The sequence below is a fragment of the Vibrio sp. Vb1026 genome (genome assembly GCF_033338745.1).
GTDB lineage: Bacteria > Pseudomonadota > Gammaproteobacteria > Enterobacterales > Vibrionaceae > Vibrio > Vibrio alginolyticus.
On record NZ_JAWOTH010000004.1, the window covers coordinates 156,001 to 173,384 of the forward strand.

General features: G+C 44.5%; 13 protein-coding genes. 9 read left to right on the forward strand and 4 right to left on the reverse strand.

What is annotated here, in order from left to right; genetic code table 11:
* Positions 1 to 23: 23 nt before the first annotated feature.
* Positions 24 to 3,059 carry an FAD-binding and (Fe-S)-binding domain-containing protein gene (locus tag R7E47_RS09090; RefSeq protein ID WP_064368092.1) on the reverse strand — a complete coding sequence of 1,012 codons (3,036 nt, stop codon included), beginning with the start codon at positions 3,057 to 3,059 and terminating at the stop codon, positions 24 to 26.
* Between the two features lie 260 nt (positions 3,060 to 3,319).
* On the opposite strand from R7E47_RS09090, the gene R7E47_RS09095 reads away from it, so the two are divergent.
* From R7E47_RS09095 to R7E47_RS09125, 7 genes are all read left to right on the forward strand, one after another.
* Complete coding sequence (locus R7E47_RS09095) at positions 3,320 to 4,000, forward strand: DUF3334 family protein (RefSeq protein ID WP_005388843.1); 681 nt, start codon at positions 3,320 to 3,322, stop codon at positions 3,998 to 4,000.
* Between the two features lie 208 nt (positions 4,001 to 4,208).
* On the forward strand, positions 4,209 to 4,904 hold the full coding sequence (locus R7E47_RS09100; RefSeq protein WP_005377954.1) for a DUF2786 domain-containing protein: 696 nt from the start codon (positions 4,209 to 4,211) through the stop codon (positions 4,902 to 4,904).
* A gap of 217 nt (positions 4,905 to 5,121) precedes the next feature.
* The gene (locus R7E47_RS09105; RefSeq protein WP_005377956.1) at positions 5,122 to 5,781 is read left to right on the forward strand and encodes an OmpA family protein; all 660 of its coding nucleotides are present in this window, start codon (positions 5,122 to 5,124) and stop codon (positions 5,779 to 5,781) included.
* A gap of 76 nt (positions 5,782 to 5,857) precedes the next feature.
* Entirely contained in the window at positions 5,858 to 6,832 is a 975-nt protein-coding gene (locus R7E47_RS09110) for a J domain-containing protein (RefSeq protein ID WP_054574051.1), read from the forward strand.
* Between the two features lie 177 nt (positions 6,833 to 7,009).
* Entirely contained in the window at positions 7,010 to 7,192 is a 183-nt protein-coding gene (locus R7E47_RS09115) for a hypothetical protein (protein WP_005377960.1), read from the forward strand.
* Positions 7,193 to 7,604: 412 nt separating this feature from the next.
* Positions 7,605 to 7,997, forward strand: coding sequence for a SulA-like leucine-rich domain-containing protein (locus R7E47_RS09120; RefSeq protein ID WP_005377962.1), 393 nt, complete (start codon positions 7,605 to 7,607; stop codon positions 7,995 to 7,997).
* A gap of 203 nt (positions 7,998 to 8,200) precedes the next feature.
* Complete coding sequence (locus tag R7E47_RS09125; RefSeq protein WP_064376418.1) at positions 8,201 to 9,304, forward strand: phosphoribosylaminoimidazolesuccinocarboxamide synthase; 1,104 nt, start codon at positions 8,201 to 8,203, stop codon at positions 9,302 to 9,304.
* Between the two features lie 78 nt (positions 9,305 to 9,382).
* Here R7E47_RS09125 and R7E47_RS09130 read toward each other — a convergent pair whose 3' ends face one another.
* The 3 genes from R7E47_RS09130 to R7E47_RS09140 all read right to left on the reverse strand — a co-directional run bounded on the left by R7E47_RS09130 (position 9,383) and on the right by R7E47_RS09140 (position 14,406).
* Positions 9,383 to 11,056 carry an alkaline phosphatase D family protein gene (locus R7E47_RS09130; protein ID WP_064376419.1) on the reverse strand — a complete coding sequence of 558 codons (1,674 nt, stop codon included), beginning with the start codon at positions 11,054 to 11,056 and terminating at the stop codon, positions 9,383 to 9,385.
* A gap of 329 nt (positions 11,057 to 11,385) precedes the next feature.
* Complete coding sequence (locus tag R7E47_RS09135) at positions 11,386 to 11,763, reverse strand: hypothetical protein (protein WP_005377965.1); 378 nt, start codon at positions 11,761 to 11,763, stop codon at positions 11,386 to 11,388.
* Between the two features lie 288 nt (positions 11,764 to 12,051).
* Positions 12,052 to 14,406, reverse strand: a complete 2,355-nt coding sequence (locus R7E47_RS09140; protein WP_213895494.1) for a helicase-related protein — start codon at positions 14,404 to 14,406, stop codon at positions 12,052 to 12,054.
* 213 nt (positions 14,407 to 14,619) lie between these two features.
* Here R7E47_RS09140 and R7E47_RS09145 point away from each other — a divergent pair, with 213 nt between their 5' ends.
* A complete protein-coding gene (locus tag R7E47_RS09145) occupies positions 14,620 to 16,308 on the forward strand; it encodes an NAD-dependent malic enzyme (RefSeq protein WP_005377977.1) in 1,689 nt (562 codons plus the stop codon).
* A 154-nt stretch (positions 16,309 to 16,462) separates the two neighbouring features.
* Positions 16,463 to 17,197 (forward strand): vancomycin high temperature exclusion protein, encoded by a 735-nt coding sequence (locus tag R7E47_RS09150; RefSeq protein ID WP_205390822.1) that lies wholly within the window; start codon positions 16,463 to 16,465, stop codon positions 17,195 to 17,197.
* Positions 17,198 to 17,384 lie beyond the last annotated feature (187 nt).

Here is a 17,384-nt window from a genome sequence, read left to right on the forward strand (position 1 = left end):
AAACTGGGCTTGATTTAGTCCGATTACAACAAAGTTAACAGCGCCTGAACGGGATGCTTGGGCTTCGTTCCTTCAAAGCGTTTCACTTGGCTGCGGCAAGAATAGCCTGTAATCAAACATCTCTCGCTATCCAACTTATCTAAGCTTGGCTTCCAGCTTAAATTGTAAATGTCTTTCGACATCGACAACTTATCAACCTCATGACCAAACGTACCCGCCATACCACAACAACCAACAGGTACCGTATTCAAAACTGCACCAAAGTGAGCAAAAATAGCGCCCCACTCTTTTTCCGCATTTGGCATTTTGGTTTTTTCAGTACAGTGCGCAAACAGATACCAAGGTTCCTGCGCCTTATGCTCTCCGCTTTCAAACGCTTCTAGTCTTGGGTAAAGCCATTCGTGGGCTGTTAGTACATCGAAATTACCTCGCTTACTGCCAAGCACTTCAGCGTATTCATCTCGATAACACAGCACCAAAGCAGGATCGACGCCAACTAATGGAATATCCAGATCCGCTACCATCGCCAAGAACTTCGCTGTGTCGGCTGCTGTGTCCTTAAACTGACGTAAAAACCCTTTAATGTGTTGTGCTTTACCATTCGGCTTAAACGGCAGAAGCACCGGATTCATACCCAGCTTTTTCAATAACTTAACGAAGTCTTCAACGACATCAGCGTCGTAGTAACTAGTGAATGGGTCTTGAACAATTAAAACATGTTTGCTCTTTTCAGACGAAGACAAACCACTGAGCGCTTGCAGATCATAAGGCGTTGTCAGCGACTCTACTCGTTGTTTCAAGGTGGGTACTGATAACAACGGCGCATCGACATACCCGACCGTAGATGCCGTTAAACTTTTCACCCACGACTGCTTCAAAACACCATTTACGACACCTGGCGCTTTCGCCATCATCGGCAGCATAGTCTCAATGTTCGCAACCAGATAGTCTTTTGCAGGACGTTGGTAACGAGAGTGATAGATGTTTAAAAAGCGCGAGCGAAAGCTCGGAACATCGACTTTAATCGGACACTGACTCGCACACGCTTTACACGCCAAACAACCATTCATCGCTTCATACACTTCGTGAGAGAAGTCATACTCGTGACGACGATTGATAGAATGACGTACGCGGTCAATCATGGTTTTGATTGATGTTTTGTTTTCTAGTGTTTGCTTTTCTAAGTCAAGAATATCAATGCCTTGCTCAGTAAGCTGACGCAACCACTCGCGAACCAAACCCGCACGACCTTTCGGTGAATGACGACGATCGGCTGTTACTTTCATCGATGGACACATTGGCGAGCTGGTATCGTAGTTAAAACACAAACCGTTACCGTTACATTCCATCGCTTGTTTAAAGCTGTCACGTACTTGAACGTCAATCTGACGGTCATAGTAACCACGTTTGGTATCGGTAACTTTGACAAGCTCTGCATCACTATCCAGCGGTGTACAGATTTTGCCCGGGTTCATTTTGTTGTGTGGATCGAATGCCGCTTTCACACGTCTCAGTTCAGTAAACAACTCGTCGCCGAAAAACTCAGGGCCATATTCTGAACGGAAACCTTTGCCGTGTTCACCCCACATCAAACCGCCGTATTTCGCCACCAGCTTGACCACTTCATCAGAAACTTCGTGCATCAATGCTTCTTGGTGCGGGTCACACAAATCCAACGCAGGACGTACGTGAAGCACCCCAGCATCGACGTGACCAAACATGCCGTAATTCAGAGACTTGCTGTCTAACAGTTCTCGAAACTCTACAATGAAGTCCGCCAGGTTTTCTGGTGGCACACAGGTATCTTCAGCGAATGCGACCGGTTTAGCACGACCTTTTGCTGCGCCTAACAAACCCACCGCTTTTTTACGCATGTTGTAAATACGCCCAATGCTCGCTACATCGTTACAAACTTGGTAGCCGATAATGCCCGCTTCTTCTGTTTCCAACATGGTATCGAGCTTGGCGGTCAACGCTGCAACCTGAGCAGCAACTTCCTCTTCGTCCTGACCTGCGTATTCCACCATATTGATGCCAAGCATCTCTTTATTTGGAACATCGGTAAGTAAATCGCTCACGGTGTGCCAAACGATATCTTGCTTCGCGAGATTAAGCACTTTTGAGTCAACGGTTTCTACAGACAGCGCTTTCGCCTCTACCATAAACGGTGCATTACGCAGTGCAGAATCAAAGCTGTTGTATTTAACGTTAACCAACGTACGCGCTTTCGGAATTGGCGTCAGGTTCAGCTTTGCTTCGGTAATAAATGCCAATGAACCTTCCGCGCCGCAAAGTACTCGTGTGATATCGAAACGGTCACCGTCTTCATTCAAGGCATTTTTTAAATCGTAGCCCGTTAAAAATCGGTTAAGAGGAGGAAACTTATCTACGATCTGCTGGCGTTTTTCACGACATACGGATTCCGTTACACGTAGCGCCTTGGCAGCAAACTCGCCTTCTTTTGGGTAACCATGGGACAAGTCCGACTCTAAAATTGAACCATCAGCAAACACCGCTTGTAGCGACAAAACATGATCGGATGTTTTTCCGTATTTCAGAGAACCTTGACCAGAAGCATCGGTGTTGACCATGCCGCCAATCGTTGCACGGTTACTGGTAGATAAGTCTGGAGAGAAGAAGTAGCCATAAGGGCGAACAGCGTCATTTAACTGGTCTTTCACTACACCAGTTTGTACACGAACCCAGCCTTCTTTCTCATTAATCTCAAGCACTTTGTTCATGTGGCGAGACATATCCACCACAATACCTTTGGTTAGCGACTGACCATTGGTCCCTGTGCCGCCACCACGAGGTGAAAAGGTAATTCGTTCGTACTTTTCTTTATTGCTCAGTTTCCCGAGGAGAGAAACATCTTCTGTCGTTTTGGGATGAACGACAGACTGAGGAAGTTGCTGGTAAACACTGTTGTCAGTGGCAACCGCTAGTCGGCTTGAATATTGGCTTTCGATATCACCAGTGAATCCGGCGTGCTCAAGCTCTTTCAGAAAACTAAGAACAAGAGGATCGACATCAGTTTGCGAGTGTAATCTTGGTAACATTTGCTTCCTGCCCCTACGACGCTGATCCGATCAGCTGCGGGTTGTGTAATTATTTGCTCACTTCTCATACAAATTGGCGCTAAGCGAAAAAACACCACAAAAGAGTTAGTGAAGTAATATTCTTTGAATTTCGTCACTTTACAACATTTAAAAAGACGAGCAAATCAGAATCTCGATACAATAATTAAACTTATGCTTTATTTTTTCACGCTTGATGCCTACATTGGGGAACGAATCGCGTTTCTAGATGAGTTTTCAGAATGAAAAAAAATAAAATTGTGACCACTGAAGATATCCTTCTCAAACTTTGCCAGTCTGTTTCTGGCGTACTTACTTCGGCGACATCTTCTCAAGTAAATTATTCAGCAATGGTGCAAAAAATCCACAAGACTAGCCTCAAACCAGATTTTGGCTGTTTTGTTCTGTTTGATGGCGGATTTACCGGGCTAGTTGTGATTAATTTTACGGCAAAAGCCGCACTGGAGATCTACACCAACTACATGCGTAATATGGGCATGCCAGAAGAAGAACTGGCAATATCTCATACTTCTGACGAGGTAGGCGATGTTCTGGGTGAACTCATGAATCAACTGGTCGGAGACTTCACTAATAAAATTCGTAAAGACCTGCAAACGAACATCACACAAAACCAACCAAAAATGCTGGCGCTGAATAAGCAAGTTATCTTACAAGTTGATACCAACCTTGACCGCCCTCAAGCGCGCAGAGTGACGTTTTCCACCGAAAACAACAATATTTTCTATCTCGAACTAGCAATGGATAAAACTGAGTTCATCCAACTGGAAGAGTTTGAAGTTGCTGAAGACGAAAACCCAGACGACATTTTAGAGGCAACACGTAAACAGTTGGCTGAGAAAGAATCTAAATCGTCGGGATCAAACGATGATGCCGATGACTTGCTCAACCAGCTCGGGTTGTAATTCTAACGAATCTTAATGAAGAATGGCTTCTTAGACACAAGTACGACTTCATACTGATTACGACGAACTAAAACGCCAGCCTCGCTTAATGCGAGGCTTCTTTTTATGTGCTGAAATTATCTTCAGTCCCACCTTGTATTTCGTTTTTATGTCAAAAAAGGTAATATGTCTGACTTCATAAATTTTCTGCTTTCGTTACTGGTTGTCGATGGATAAACAAAAAGCTCTGAAAAAAATCGCCAAGTGCTTAGAACTGGGCAATTCCGCTAATGTTAATGAGGCTGCCAATGCTATCAAAATGGCACATCGCCTCATGCTTAAATATGGTCTCGATAAAGACGATATTGAGTTCATCAGAATGGGAAAAACACAATCTTCTCATCTGCTACCAGCGAACATCAGTTCTACCATATTGCGAGTGATTCGCGGCATTAACACAAAATTCGGTGTCGAAGCAGTATTGTTGAATCACAAAGGGCTCAAACGTGTCGAATTTATCGGTGAAGCAGATCGCGCTATTTTTGCTGCATTTGCTTTCGATATTGTTTATCGCGAGATGAACGAAAGTACCGGACAATTCCGAAACAGCTTTGCTGGCACCGGCACCTCTTCTCAGGAAGTGACTCGCCGTGTGAACTCATTTGTATCTGGCTGGGTGGAAGGCGCGATTGAAAAATTGCCAATTATTTCTCCAGATGAAGAGTCGGCCAATAAAATTAATGACTATATTGATAAAGAATTCCAAAACATTGACCGCGAAACGTTCAAGAAGCAATTGAAAGAAGCAATGAAAAACCTAACTGAAGACTACGAAGTGGGCTTAAAGAAAGGTAGAAAGGTTTCAGTTAACCGTGGAGTGGGCGGCGAACAAGCACGCAAAATGTTGGGCGATTCATCGAAATAGCCAGAATAGTAAAGGATTCACATAAGCAGCAATGACTTCGATGTCGATGGGGCTTACTTTGAGAGCTTTGGCAGTATTGGTAGGAATTTTCTTACAGAAACTCTTATCAATCTTACTTTCTCATAACAAATATTAATGCTTGTTTATTCATAATTCGCATCCCATTATGAGGCATGGTTTCGCCTCAGTTTTATACGGAGATTTTCCCTTGAAAAAGATGCCTATTGCACTAGCTCTAGTGCTAGCTCTTACTGGCTGTCAAGCCACTCAACGCCAAAATGCAACAACGGGTGAATACGAAACTAACTCCACCACGCAAGGCGCGCTTATTGGTGCGATCGCTGGCGCAGCAATCGGCCTAGCAACGGGTGATGATGCTAAAGAACGTCGTCAGCATGCACTCATTGGTGCAGCCGCAGGCGGAGCGACTGGCGCTGGCGTTGGTTACTACTTTGACCAACAAGAAGCGGAGTTACGTCGCGCTTTGCTAAACTCTGGCGTACAAGTTCAGCGTGTTGGTGAAAATCAGCTTTTACTGCGTATGGAAAACGGTATCGGCTTCTCTTCAAGCTCTTACCAGCTTGATGCTAGTATCCATAATACTCTACGCGGTGTTGCTCGCATCCTAGTTGAGTACCCAGATACCAGTCTCGTTATTGACGGTTACACGGATAGCACAGGTAGTGAGTCATACAACCAAACGTTGTCAGAGCGCCGTGCAGAGTCCGTACGTCAATTCCTAGTATCTCAAAACGTTGCACCTGGTCGTGCAATTGCACGCGGCTACGGCGAACGTAACCCAATTTGCTCAAACCAAACTTCTGAAGGTCGTGCGTGCAACCGTCGTGTTGAAATCCAGATCTTGCCACTGAAGTAATTTGGTTGCACCATAACGGTAATAATAAAAAATTACCGGAGCAGGCCTAACCATTATCGTTAGGCCTGACATATTAATGTCTGTCAAAACGTCTGCCCTACTCTGCTTATTTAGCCTCAGCTTTTCTGGTTACTCGCTTGCCTCTCAAGCTCCAATTGACCCCATCGAACAATATGAGTATGCACAGCAATTATTGGCATCACACAAAGCTGAAGCCTCACCAGAAACGCGTTACTGGCTAGAGCAATCCGCCAACCAAGGTTACCTCCCTGCGCAAAAACAGCTCGCGAACGACTTTGCTAAAGGGATAAATGGCGAAAAAAATGAAACACAAGCGTTATATTGGCTAACCTCTATCGCACTCAATGACCCAACCGATCGGGGCTTTCTTCTCGCTAACTTTATTCAGCGCAATCAAGATAAGGTCACAGCATCTCAATTGACTGAAGCCTTGTATCAAATGGCTTCTCAGCATAATCCAGCAGCAGAACAGGCTTATAATCAACTGTTAGAGCAGCGCTTCAACCAACTGCGAGCTAAACAAGTCTCGCAAATAAAGTCGCTCGATAAAAAGGCGGAGCAAGCACAGGAAGAGAAAAGCACAGTTGCAAACCCCAAAGTAGAACACTCGCCGTTTCTATGGCTGATTTGGCTAGCGGCGATACTCATCATCAGCGGCTTAAGTTTCCTCGTGATCAAAAAACTCAAGCAGAATAGAAAAGCGCGTGAAGCCAAAGGGGAAAGCCAAAATCAACGAATGGCGGAAAAAATAAAAGAGCTAGAGTTTACGAACAAGCAACTGAAGCGTCAGTTAGAGAAAGTATTCAGAGAATTTAAGAAATCCAAAACTCAGGCAGAAAACCATAAGCTAAGCGTCGCGTGTGCTATGTTTGGCTACACACCACAAACCATCCCTGATTTACAGGCAATCAAGCTACGCTATAGACAGTTATCAAAGCTTTATCATCCTGACACAAGGGGCAGTGAAGAAGAAATGAAGCGACTCAATCATGCCTTTAAGCTCGTCTCACAAAATGTTACAAAACAGTAAAAATAGGTCAGGATACTTTGGCTACCATGCTTTTATTCCCATATAATCAAACACCGCAATCGATCTCCCTCTCAAAGAAATTAACAGACATTTAACTTAAGTCGCGCTTTTATGCCATAATGCCCGGCGCAAAATAACACCTAACGACTCAAATTAATCTAGGTGGGGAGAAAATCAATGTTCACTGAAGAAGGCACCTGTGATTGGTGTAAAAAACCTAGTCTTGTAACTCGTCACGATTATTTAGATGGCAAGCACCACTACTCATGTAAAGCTTGTTACGATATGGCAAAAATCGACGTGCGCCTATTTAACCAAGGCGAATTGCAAATGCGCGAACGTTTGCAACGAGCGAGCTAAGCAAGACGGAATCAATGGAACTGATTTTCAAAGGCGCCTTTTATAAGGCGCTTTTTTGATCTCCCAAGCCTATTTCCAATCTCTATCTCGTATTCCCTCCTATCCTACATAGCATGTCGCATCGGTTATCAGCCCTCTTCCACTGTATACAAACCACTGTCCGTGAAAAACACCTGTATATACAGTAGTAAACCCCTGTATGTCTCTCGTCCAACTTTCTACTCACCTCACATTTTTAAATTGATGTTAGACATATCAGAAATAAAAAATAAACAAATAAATTCAATTACTTAAAGTAAAATTCTTTTATTTCCTTTTCAAAAAACCGCAAATAACTTTTGAGAAACTTGTTGATCAGGTCGCCAAAACAAACTACTGTATAGGCATACAGCATGTATAAAGGAACAGTAAGATGCAGTTACAAAGTCAATCTCATACATACTCTCGTTACAACGTATTGGCACAAGCAACTAAGCCCATGGCCGTTTCGGATCAGCTTCTATCTAAGCTGGCTGTTTTATCGCAGCAGAAACAATGGATTTTGTTTACAGCAGACTGCCCTCGTCCAGACTTTGAACAACTCACTGCTTCTAATATTTGCTGTAAAAACGTTATTCAAATGAAGCCCTCTCAACAGCTTTCAGAAGTCGAGATCGTGATAAAAGCCATCCGATCAGGCAATGCCAGTGCTGTTGTCGCATCCAATAAAATTGCACTTATGAATCAATCTATGTTGCGCGACATGGCGCAGCGCTATCAGTGTGAAGTCTTTTTCGTCGAAGGCAGAGTTAATAAGTACCACTAATAAGTTCGACGTTATCCATCCTGCATCTCGCCTCCTTTTTAAGGGGGCTTTTTTTGTATTAAAGAAAATAGGCAAACGTTTGCTTTTTCTCTGGCGAGTTAAAATAGTTCTGGTATGATGCCCACATTCGATTTATTCAGCGCCCACATTTTGCTGAATATCTTCTCTTTCTGACGTTTGATTAAGATGATAGGAATGTCGCAATGAGCCTTGCTAATCAAGTACTTGCCGTCAATGACGACCTGCCAATTCGCACCCATAAACCCGTTCATAGTGGAAAAGTTCGTTCAGTTTACTGGTTAACTGATGAAGACAGCGCCCGACTGATCAAAGAAAAAGGATACAATGTCGCGCCAGATGCGCCTTTGGCTATCATGGTGATTAGCGACCGAATCTCTGCGTTCGATTGTATTTGGCATGCTGAAGGTGGTCTTAATGGTGTCCCGGGTAAAGGGGCTGCGCTTAATGCGATTTCTAATCACTGGTTCAAACTGTTCAAAGAAAATGGCTTAGCAGATAGCCATATTCTAGACATTCCTCACCCTTTTGTTTGGATTGTACAAAAAGCCAAACCGGTAAAAATCGAAGCCATCTGCCGCAAATACATCACGGGTTCGATGTGGCGCGCTTACGCAAATGGCGAGCGCGAGTTTTGTGGAATCCAACTTCCTGAAGGGTTAGAAAAAGACAAAGCACTGCCAGAGTTGCTAATGACCCCATCCACAAAAGGCATTCTAAAAGGCATTCCCGGTGTGCCAGAAGCGGATGACGTTAATATTACTCGTCAAAATATCGTAGACAACTACGAAGCATTTAACTTCTCAAGTGCGGACGATATCGCACTCTACGAAAAACTGCTGAAAGAAGGCTTTAACGTTATCAGCCAAGCATTAGAAGCAATTGACCAAATCTTTGTCGATACCAAATTCGAATTTGGTTATGTTCATGATGCTGCTGGCAATGAAAAGCTGATTTACATGGATGAAGTGGGTACACCAGACTCGTCTCGTATATGGGATGCTAAAGAGTACCAAGCAGGTCACATCGTAGAGAACTCAAAAGAAGGTTTCCGCCAGTTCCTACTTAACCACTTCCCTGACCCAGATATCTTGCTAAATAAAGAACGTATGCCAGAGCGTGAAGCACTCGCTCGTGATAATGCTTTACCCGTCGAATCTTTGATGGCGATTTCGAGCACCTACATTGGTATTGCCGAGAAGATTACAGGCAAGCCGATTCATTTGAGTGAGAATCCGAAAGCGGAAATCATCGAAGTTCTGAGCAAAGAATACGGATTGATTGACTAGCACTGTCGCTAGATTGCTAAATGCTTTCCAATAAAAAGTCCGCACTAGCTTGCGGACTTTTTTCGTATTAGGCTCAGTTTAGCCGATATTTAACGTAGTGCCATCTGTTGTAGAGGCTGACTTGGTCGTCACCTGATATGTTTTGTCTTTAATCGTTGATACGAAATACCAGGTCGACTCTGCCTTGTCGGGCGTAAAAGTAACGCGCATAAAGCCACGCTGTTTGATGTCTGCCCACTGTAATTCTGACACTAAGTGCGGCAGCGTGTATTCCATTTGAGCGATCGCAACAGGGTCTAACGCGAGGTAGGCCTCTAACCCAGGGGAACTCACAGAGCTAGTCGCAAACTCTACCCCGATAGGATGCTTAGATACGTCTTTAAGCTCACTTGCCCATGCGTTGTGCGTATCTCCTGCCAAACAGACAAAGTTACCACTGCTGGCTTTGGCCAGTTGATAAACGTTCTCTCGCTCAACGTAGTAACCATCCCATGCATCTAGGTTATATGGCAAAGCAATGGTATCTAAACTTGGGTCAGAGAGATAACCCGTAATCGCAGAGTTTACCGCTAATAACGCCTCTGTTTTTTGTTCTTCAGTGGCAGTAAACAATTGAAACATCGCGGTCATAACCGAACTTGGCAACTCCATACGAGACATTAACACTTGTTGCCCTAGCACATTCCAAGTTGCGTCGTGCGTACTGAACGCATCCATCAGCCAAGCGAGTTGGTCAGCGCCTAACAGCTCTCGGTCTTGACTGCGCGACTGGGCAACTAAACCGCCAATAGCTTCCATCGTTGGTGAGCTGAGCGAGAAATAATCCAACGGTTTATCACGCCCCACAAGTCGCGTGTCGAGCATCATCAAATTGACTAAACTTCCAAACGAAAACTGACGGTAAATCAGCATGTTTGAGAAAGTGTTTTCACGAACGGGCAACCATTCTGTCCACGCGGCAGCCGCAGATGCACGACGATCATTAAAACTGCCTTCCTCTTCTTGATGGTTTTCCGCACCATTTTTCCAAGTATCATTTGCAAGCTCATGGTCATCCCAGACAGCAATCATTGGTAGGCTCGCATGTAACGCTTGCAGATCAGCATCTTGGCGATATTGCGCATACCGTTTTCGGTAATCATCTAAGGTAATACATTCAGTGCCTTTGCTTGGCTCTCGCCCTAGTGCCTCAGCATCTTCACTAGCGTAGCCACCAGCACCATACTCATAAATGTAATCACCGAGATGAAGCACCACATCAAACGGGTCTTGCTCATGTTGATTTAAAATCTCTCGATACACATGGAAATAGCCAGCAGGATAGTTTGCACAAGAAACAACCGCCATGGATGCCTTTTCTACACCATCCTCTGGTAATGTTTGAGTTTGCCCGACTTCGCTAGTGACATCTCCAACCATGAATCGATAGTAGTAGCGAGAATTTGCGTTGAGATTTTGAACATCGACTTTTACCGTGAAATCTCGGCTCGTGTCTGTGGCAAAAGTGCCACTTTGCACGATATCAGTAAAATTTTCGTTAGATGAAACTTGCCAGCTTACATCTGCGTAGCTTGCTGAGGTCGTAACTCGAGTCCAAATGATTACTTGTGTTTGAGTAGGATCTCCACTCGCCACTCCGTGCTCAAAGGTAACCGCAGCAGATTCACTAGCATCGCTACCACAGCCCACCAGCCCGGTAACAATCGCCGTTGAAGAGGCAGCTTTCATAAAGTCTCGACGAGACAAAGACATATTGACTTCCTTTCTTATTGTGTTTGTTTTTATGCCCAAATGACGTGGTGACTCGATCATCCTTGTATGCCAATAAGGGACGTTAATTCGAACTTACAGTACCAACCACTTAGTCGGTAATTTGTCCTAAAAACACAAAGTTAGAAGCTAGTTATGACAATTGCATTTCCAAACGTTACATTTTTGTTAATTTAAGTGCAAATACTCTATATTCATCACATTTCCTAAGACCTGCGACAAAAACCTCAAAATAAAAAGCGACCTACTTTGAGGTCGCTTTTCATTGCACTATTGTTAAGTGGTACATCGATGAAGTGGAAATGCTCAGCCTAAAACTTGATGTTAAGGACATCTTGTTCTGACGTATCCACCTTCAACTGACTGCGAGATTCTATGTACTCGATTTGCTGAACATCGAGCGAATATGGCATAACGACTCGCAATTCATTGATCCCTTCATGTTTAGCTAGCTGGGTTAAGCGGACCAAATTGGATTCATCACTTTTACGAGAAGACATCGATTTTAATGCGGCATCCCACAACCGATCTTCAGGCTTGCTCAATTCCGCAATGTTCTGTTTCCACATCAAACCGAAAATAGGCGCGATGGTGGCAAATGCCTCTAAAAAGGTCCATTTCTTACTACCTGTCGCTCCTAAAAAGCTAGTGTAGTCGAATTCAATGCACGTCTTTCCTTGTTGATCCATTCTATGCCCCCGACACTCGAAAATGAGATATACCAAATATCGTTCAACTGTTTTGATATAGCAATGGGATATAAAACATTCGTCTTTTATGCCCTAATTTACATACAAAAGGAAATATTAAAACCAGCTTTGTAACAACTGATGTACAGCTTCGCCATATATAAGCATTCAATTGATTAATATTTCAATTAAGAAACTAAAAACAACACACAAGTAACGCTATCAATATGAAATAATTATAGATTCACCAAGAAAATATCAATTCTTGTCACAACGTCATCCGCCGACCTACTTCACATCAATCACTCGACTGGCCTTTTTATACTGTATCTTCCAACCAGCCCAGCGTGGCAGCTCCCAACGCTTCGGGTCTCCCTTACGGTTTCCCTCTCGATAAACGACCTGTACCAGCTTGCGAGACGCGTAATACTCAACATCCAGTTGGAGTTCTGGCAGCGAAAGTTCTAAAGGGTACTGCTCCGTGAAATCGTCGTATTCCCATTCTGGAACACCGTTAAATGTTAAGTCTTCCGGTTCAAATAACGCCATATCATCGACATTTTCAACGCCTAATGTTTCCAACTGATCCTTTAACCAGCTAGAAAATGTCAAGGAGGCCAAGTCGTTAACCTCTTCTCCTTCGACATTAAGGCCCAATGCGTTGTAGAGTTTCCAGTGTTGGATTTGTTGTTTTCTTTGAGAAGCAAAACCTGGTAACAGTGTCTCGTCTTCTATCATTTCGACAATAGACTGAACAGCAACATCACCTTGTAACGCTTGGTGTTCAGAACAGACTGTTCGCCCGGCGTAGACCAAATGCATTGTTGCTCTTGGCGTCTCTTCTTCATAATTCGTCTCACCTTGTCGCCACTCCCCAAATTCAAGTTCGCGTAACAACGTCAGCGGGATAGGCATCATAACCGATGCGAGGTTTAGTGTTTGCTTAACACCTCGTCCTGGCACGCTATGGCTATCTAGCACGATGGCCGCTTCTTCTTTATCAGGAAAGCGGCTGTTACGCCCAACCAGCATCTCGACTACGCCATTTCCTAGAGCATCCCTTCGACGAGCTCGTCGGACAAACACAAGCTCAGGGTGCAATGAGGCGATGGAGAAAAAGAGCGCTTCACGTTTATATCGAGAGGCAACGTCAAGTTCCGGCAATTCAAACACTTCTCGCATTTGTTTCGCTAAACCTAGTGCCTCTTCGAGCGCGCTAGCGTCAATGATAATGCCTGAGAGTTGCTCCCCTCGAACCAAACGGATCAGTAAAGAGGCATCACATCCGTATGGCTCCTCTTGAGATAGAAGCTCAGCAACTTCACCACTTTGTCGCTGATAGAGCTGCGCAGGCACAGATAAGGCGGCAGCCAAATCAATCATTGCTTCCTTCTCTGGCTTCGCTTGAATTCTGGTAACGAGATCGGCAAACAGTGCATCAATGGGTAGTGGGTATACTTTTCTCCCGTGCTGCGTGACATTGCCATCCTCATCAATCGCTTCCATGGATAACAACGTCGAATGAGATGCCTCTAGCGACTTTTCTGGAATTGAGTCGAGAAAATCGAGTGTTGAGAGACGGTACCCACAACAAGCCGCTGCCAGCATGGGCTCGACGAGCTCTTCTCTGTGTAATTCTGGAGGCGTCACTAATTCTAAAGGCGCGTGCTCACCATATAGACGAATACAAGCCCCTTCGGTAACGCGACCTGCTCGCCCCATTCGCTGCGCGGCACTGGCCTTAGAAATGTTGGTTAATGTCAGTGCTGTACGTCCATTTCGTTGTACAGTTCTGCGCTCTAAACCACTATCGATTACCACACGGATGTTAGGAATGGTCAGAGAGGTTTCCGCGACGTTGGTTGCCAATACGACTTTCCGTTGCTTTTGTACCGTCAGCGCACGATGTCGTTCTTCATCACTGACCGAGGCATGAAGTTTAACCACCATGACATCACTGCTGCTTTGTAGCATCTGCGCGCATTGGGCGATCTCTTTACGTCCTGGGAGAAAAACAAGAATATCGCCATCTTCATCTTCCAGTGCTTCTTTTACCGCTCCGACAACCTCCTGTTCACATCCCTTTTTGTTCGGTAAATAGCGGCTGTCTGTGGAACGATGTGTCACCGTGACTGGAAAGCAACGTCCCTCCGAACGCAGACGCTTAGCATTCAGGTAACGAGAAAGCTTTTCGCCTTCTAAGGTAGCGGAAGTGACGATCAATCGATGTTGATTTTCTTGCTTCAAAATGGCGGTTAATAGATCAATATCCCAGCGTCGCTCGTGAAATTCGTCCACTATCACGACATCAAAGTCTGCTAGCTTGTTTTCCGAAAACCAACGCAGTGCAACCCCCGGAGTCACAAATACAACTTCGGTTTTTTCATCAAAGTAGGCATGAAGCTTGATCGCGTAACCGACTTTGCGACCTATTGGCTCTCCAGATTGCTCCGCAAGAAATTCAGCCAGCGAGGTACAAGCAATTCGACGTGGTTCAATAACCAGAACGCGTCCGTGTTTTGCCGCCCACATGGGCAAGCGGGTAGATTTACCCGACCCGGTTTCGGCTTCCACCACAAGATGGTTAAGGTTTACATGATGGTCAAACTCGGCTTGCAGGCTGTCGATAGGTAGTTGAAACATAGAAATTGGATTTGATTTGATGATGCAAAACATTATACCCAAGTAAAAAAATCCTGCTTTAGGTATCTCTAAACAACCAATATTGCCGATATTTTCGTCGGTATCTGAATTTTTTTGCGACATTACATTGATGTGCATCAACGCATGTTTACAACTAAATAGTGAACCCGTTAAAATTTGGTGCGCATCCTTCAACCCTACATAAGGCACCCAATGAACAACGATAAACGCCCACTATATATTCCATATGCGGGTCCGGCTCTTTTAGCAACCCCTCTTTTGAACAAAGGCAGTGCATTCTCTGCTGAAGAACGTAGTTCATTCAACTTAGAAGGTCTGCTTCCAGAGTCGACCGAAACTATCCAAGAGCAGGTGGAACGTGCCTACCAGCAATACAAAAGTTTCGAAAGCGATATGGATAAGCACATTTATCTGCGTAACATCCAAGACACCAACGAAACATTGTATTACCGCCTAGTGCAAAATCACATTTCTGAGATGATGCCTATCATCTACACGCCGACTGTTGGCGCAGCATGTGAAAACTTCTCTAACATTTACCGTCGTGGTCGCGGTCTGTTCATTTCATACCCGAACCGTGACCGTATTGACGACTTGCTGAACAACGCAGCAAACCACAACGTTAAAGTGATTGTTGTGACAGATGGCGAACGTATCCTTGGCTTGGGTGACCAAGGTATCGGCGGCATGGGTATTCCAATCGGTAAACTGTCACTATATACCGCGTGTGGTGGTATCAGCCCTGCTTACACGCTACCAATCGTTCTTGATGTGGGTACCAATAACCCGCAACGCTTAGCTGATCCGATGTACATGGGTTGGCGTCATCCTCGTATTACGGGTGCAGAATACGATGCATTTGTAGAAGAGTTTATCCAAGCGGTACAGCGCCGTTGGCCTGATGCTTTGATCCAGTTCGAAGACTTTGCTCAGAAAAATGCGATGCCTCTTCTAGAGCGTTACAAAGACCGCGTGTGTTGCTTCAATGATGATATTCAGGGTACTGCAGCTGTTACTGTTGGTTCTCTACTTGCAGCTTGTAAAGCAGCAGGAACTCAGCTTTCTAAACAACGTATTACCTTCCTAGGGGCAGGGTCTGCTGGTTGTGGTATCGCAGAAGCGATCATCGCACAAATGGTATCGGAAGGAATTTCTGACGAGCAAGCTCGCTCACAAGTTTACATGGTTGACCGTTGGGGTCTGTTACAAGAAGGCATGCCTAACCTTCTTGATTTCCAACAACGCTTGGTGCAAAAGCATACCAATACGAAAGAGTGGGAAAATGAAGGAAATGGCTTCTCACTACTCGATGTAATGCGTAACGCCAAGCCAACGGTACTAATTGGTGTTTCTGGTGCTCCTGGCCTATTTAGCCAAGAAGTCATCGAAGAAATGCATAAACACTGTAAGCGTCCGATTGTCTTCCCACTGTCGAACCCAACAAGCCGCGTGGAAGCGACACCGAACGACATCATTCGTTGGACAAATGGTGAAGCACTGGTTGCGACAGGTAGCCCATTTGAGCCAGTGGTTCATGAAGGTCGCACTTACCCTATTGCACAATGTAACAACAGCTACATCTTCCCAGGCATTGGCCTTGGTGTACTTGCTGTCAATGCAAAACGTGTCACTGACGAGATGCTAATGGAATCAAGCCGCGCGCTCGCAACATGTTCTCCTCTAGCAATCAACGGTCGTGGGGCTCTACTTCCACCACTAGAAGAGATCCACTTAGTATCGAAAAAAATCGCATTTGCCGTTGGTAAAAAGGCAATTGAACAAGGTGTCGCATTAGAAATTACTGATGAAGCATTGAACGTGGCAATTGAACAGTCGTTCTGGCAACCTGTTTACCGCCGCTACAAACGCACTGCGTTCTAAGCTTGAGACAATTCGTTCAATAATTAGCCCCTACCATGTAGGGGCTTTTATTTTTTTATCATCCTAACCAGATTTTGGCATAAATGGGCTTCTCTCTTTTTGTTTCTATCAGATATGATGAGAACTACATTTTTAGTTAAGGATATAAAACGTTTTGTTGTTTTCTCGCATAAGATCAAAGTGGAAGCTGAAATTTTCCTGGAAGCGATTTGCTTTGATTTTGTCGATCTCTGCACTTAGTCTGCTTGTTTCTGTTATTGCCATCGACCGGTGGGTGGTTTTACAAGCCAAAGAGAGCATTTTCACTGAATACGAGCAAATCCCTCAACATGAGGTTGCCGTAGTTCTTGGTACCAGTAAATACATCGGAAAGATCCTCAACACTTACTACACTCATCGCATTAATGCGGCGATTGAGCTTTACAACCAAGGCAAAGTAAAACAGTTTTTATTGAGTGGTGATAACGCCCACCGTTCATACAACGAACCGTGGACAATGAAACGCGACTTACTTAAAGCAGGCGTGCCTGAAGAAGTGATTCACCTTGATTATGCTGGCTTTCGTACCTTAGATTCGATTGTACGAGCAAAAAAAATTTTTGCTTCGGAGCGATTTCTGATTGTGACTCAACGCTTTCACTGCGAACGCGCACTGTTCATCGCTGATGCTTACAGCATTGATGCACAGTGTCTCGCGGTAGCAGGGCCGACGGCCAACAAGCAAAAAACATCGATGCGTGTTCGAGAACTGCTAGCCCGTGTGAAAGCGTTTTTAGACCTGTACATTATCAATACGCAGCCTAAGTTCCTTGGCCCTCAAGAACCTATCGTTGCAGTAAAAGAGCCAAATAAAGCAGATAACGAGCCTCTTCAAGTCCCCGTCGAATAGAGGAATAACGTGGCTCACAAGCCTAGTAACATTTCTATAAAACAAATGGGTAGTTTTCTACCCATTTCCAATTCTCAACATCACACTTTCTAATTTGCTCTACGATTCAGGCAAAACTCTTTTTCGCATTCAAAGTAACATTTCATCAATAAATAACTACAAGTCAGTTACTTTGCCATAAAAAAAC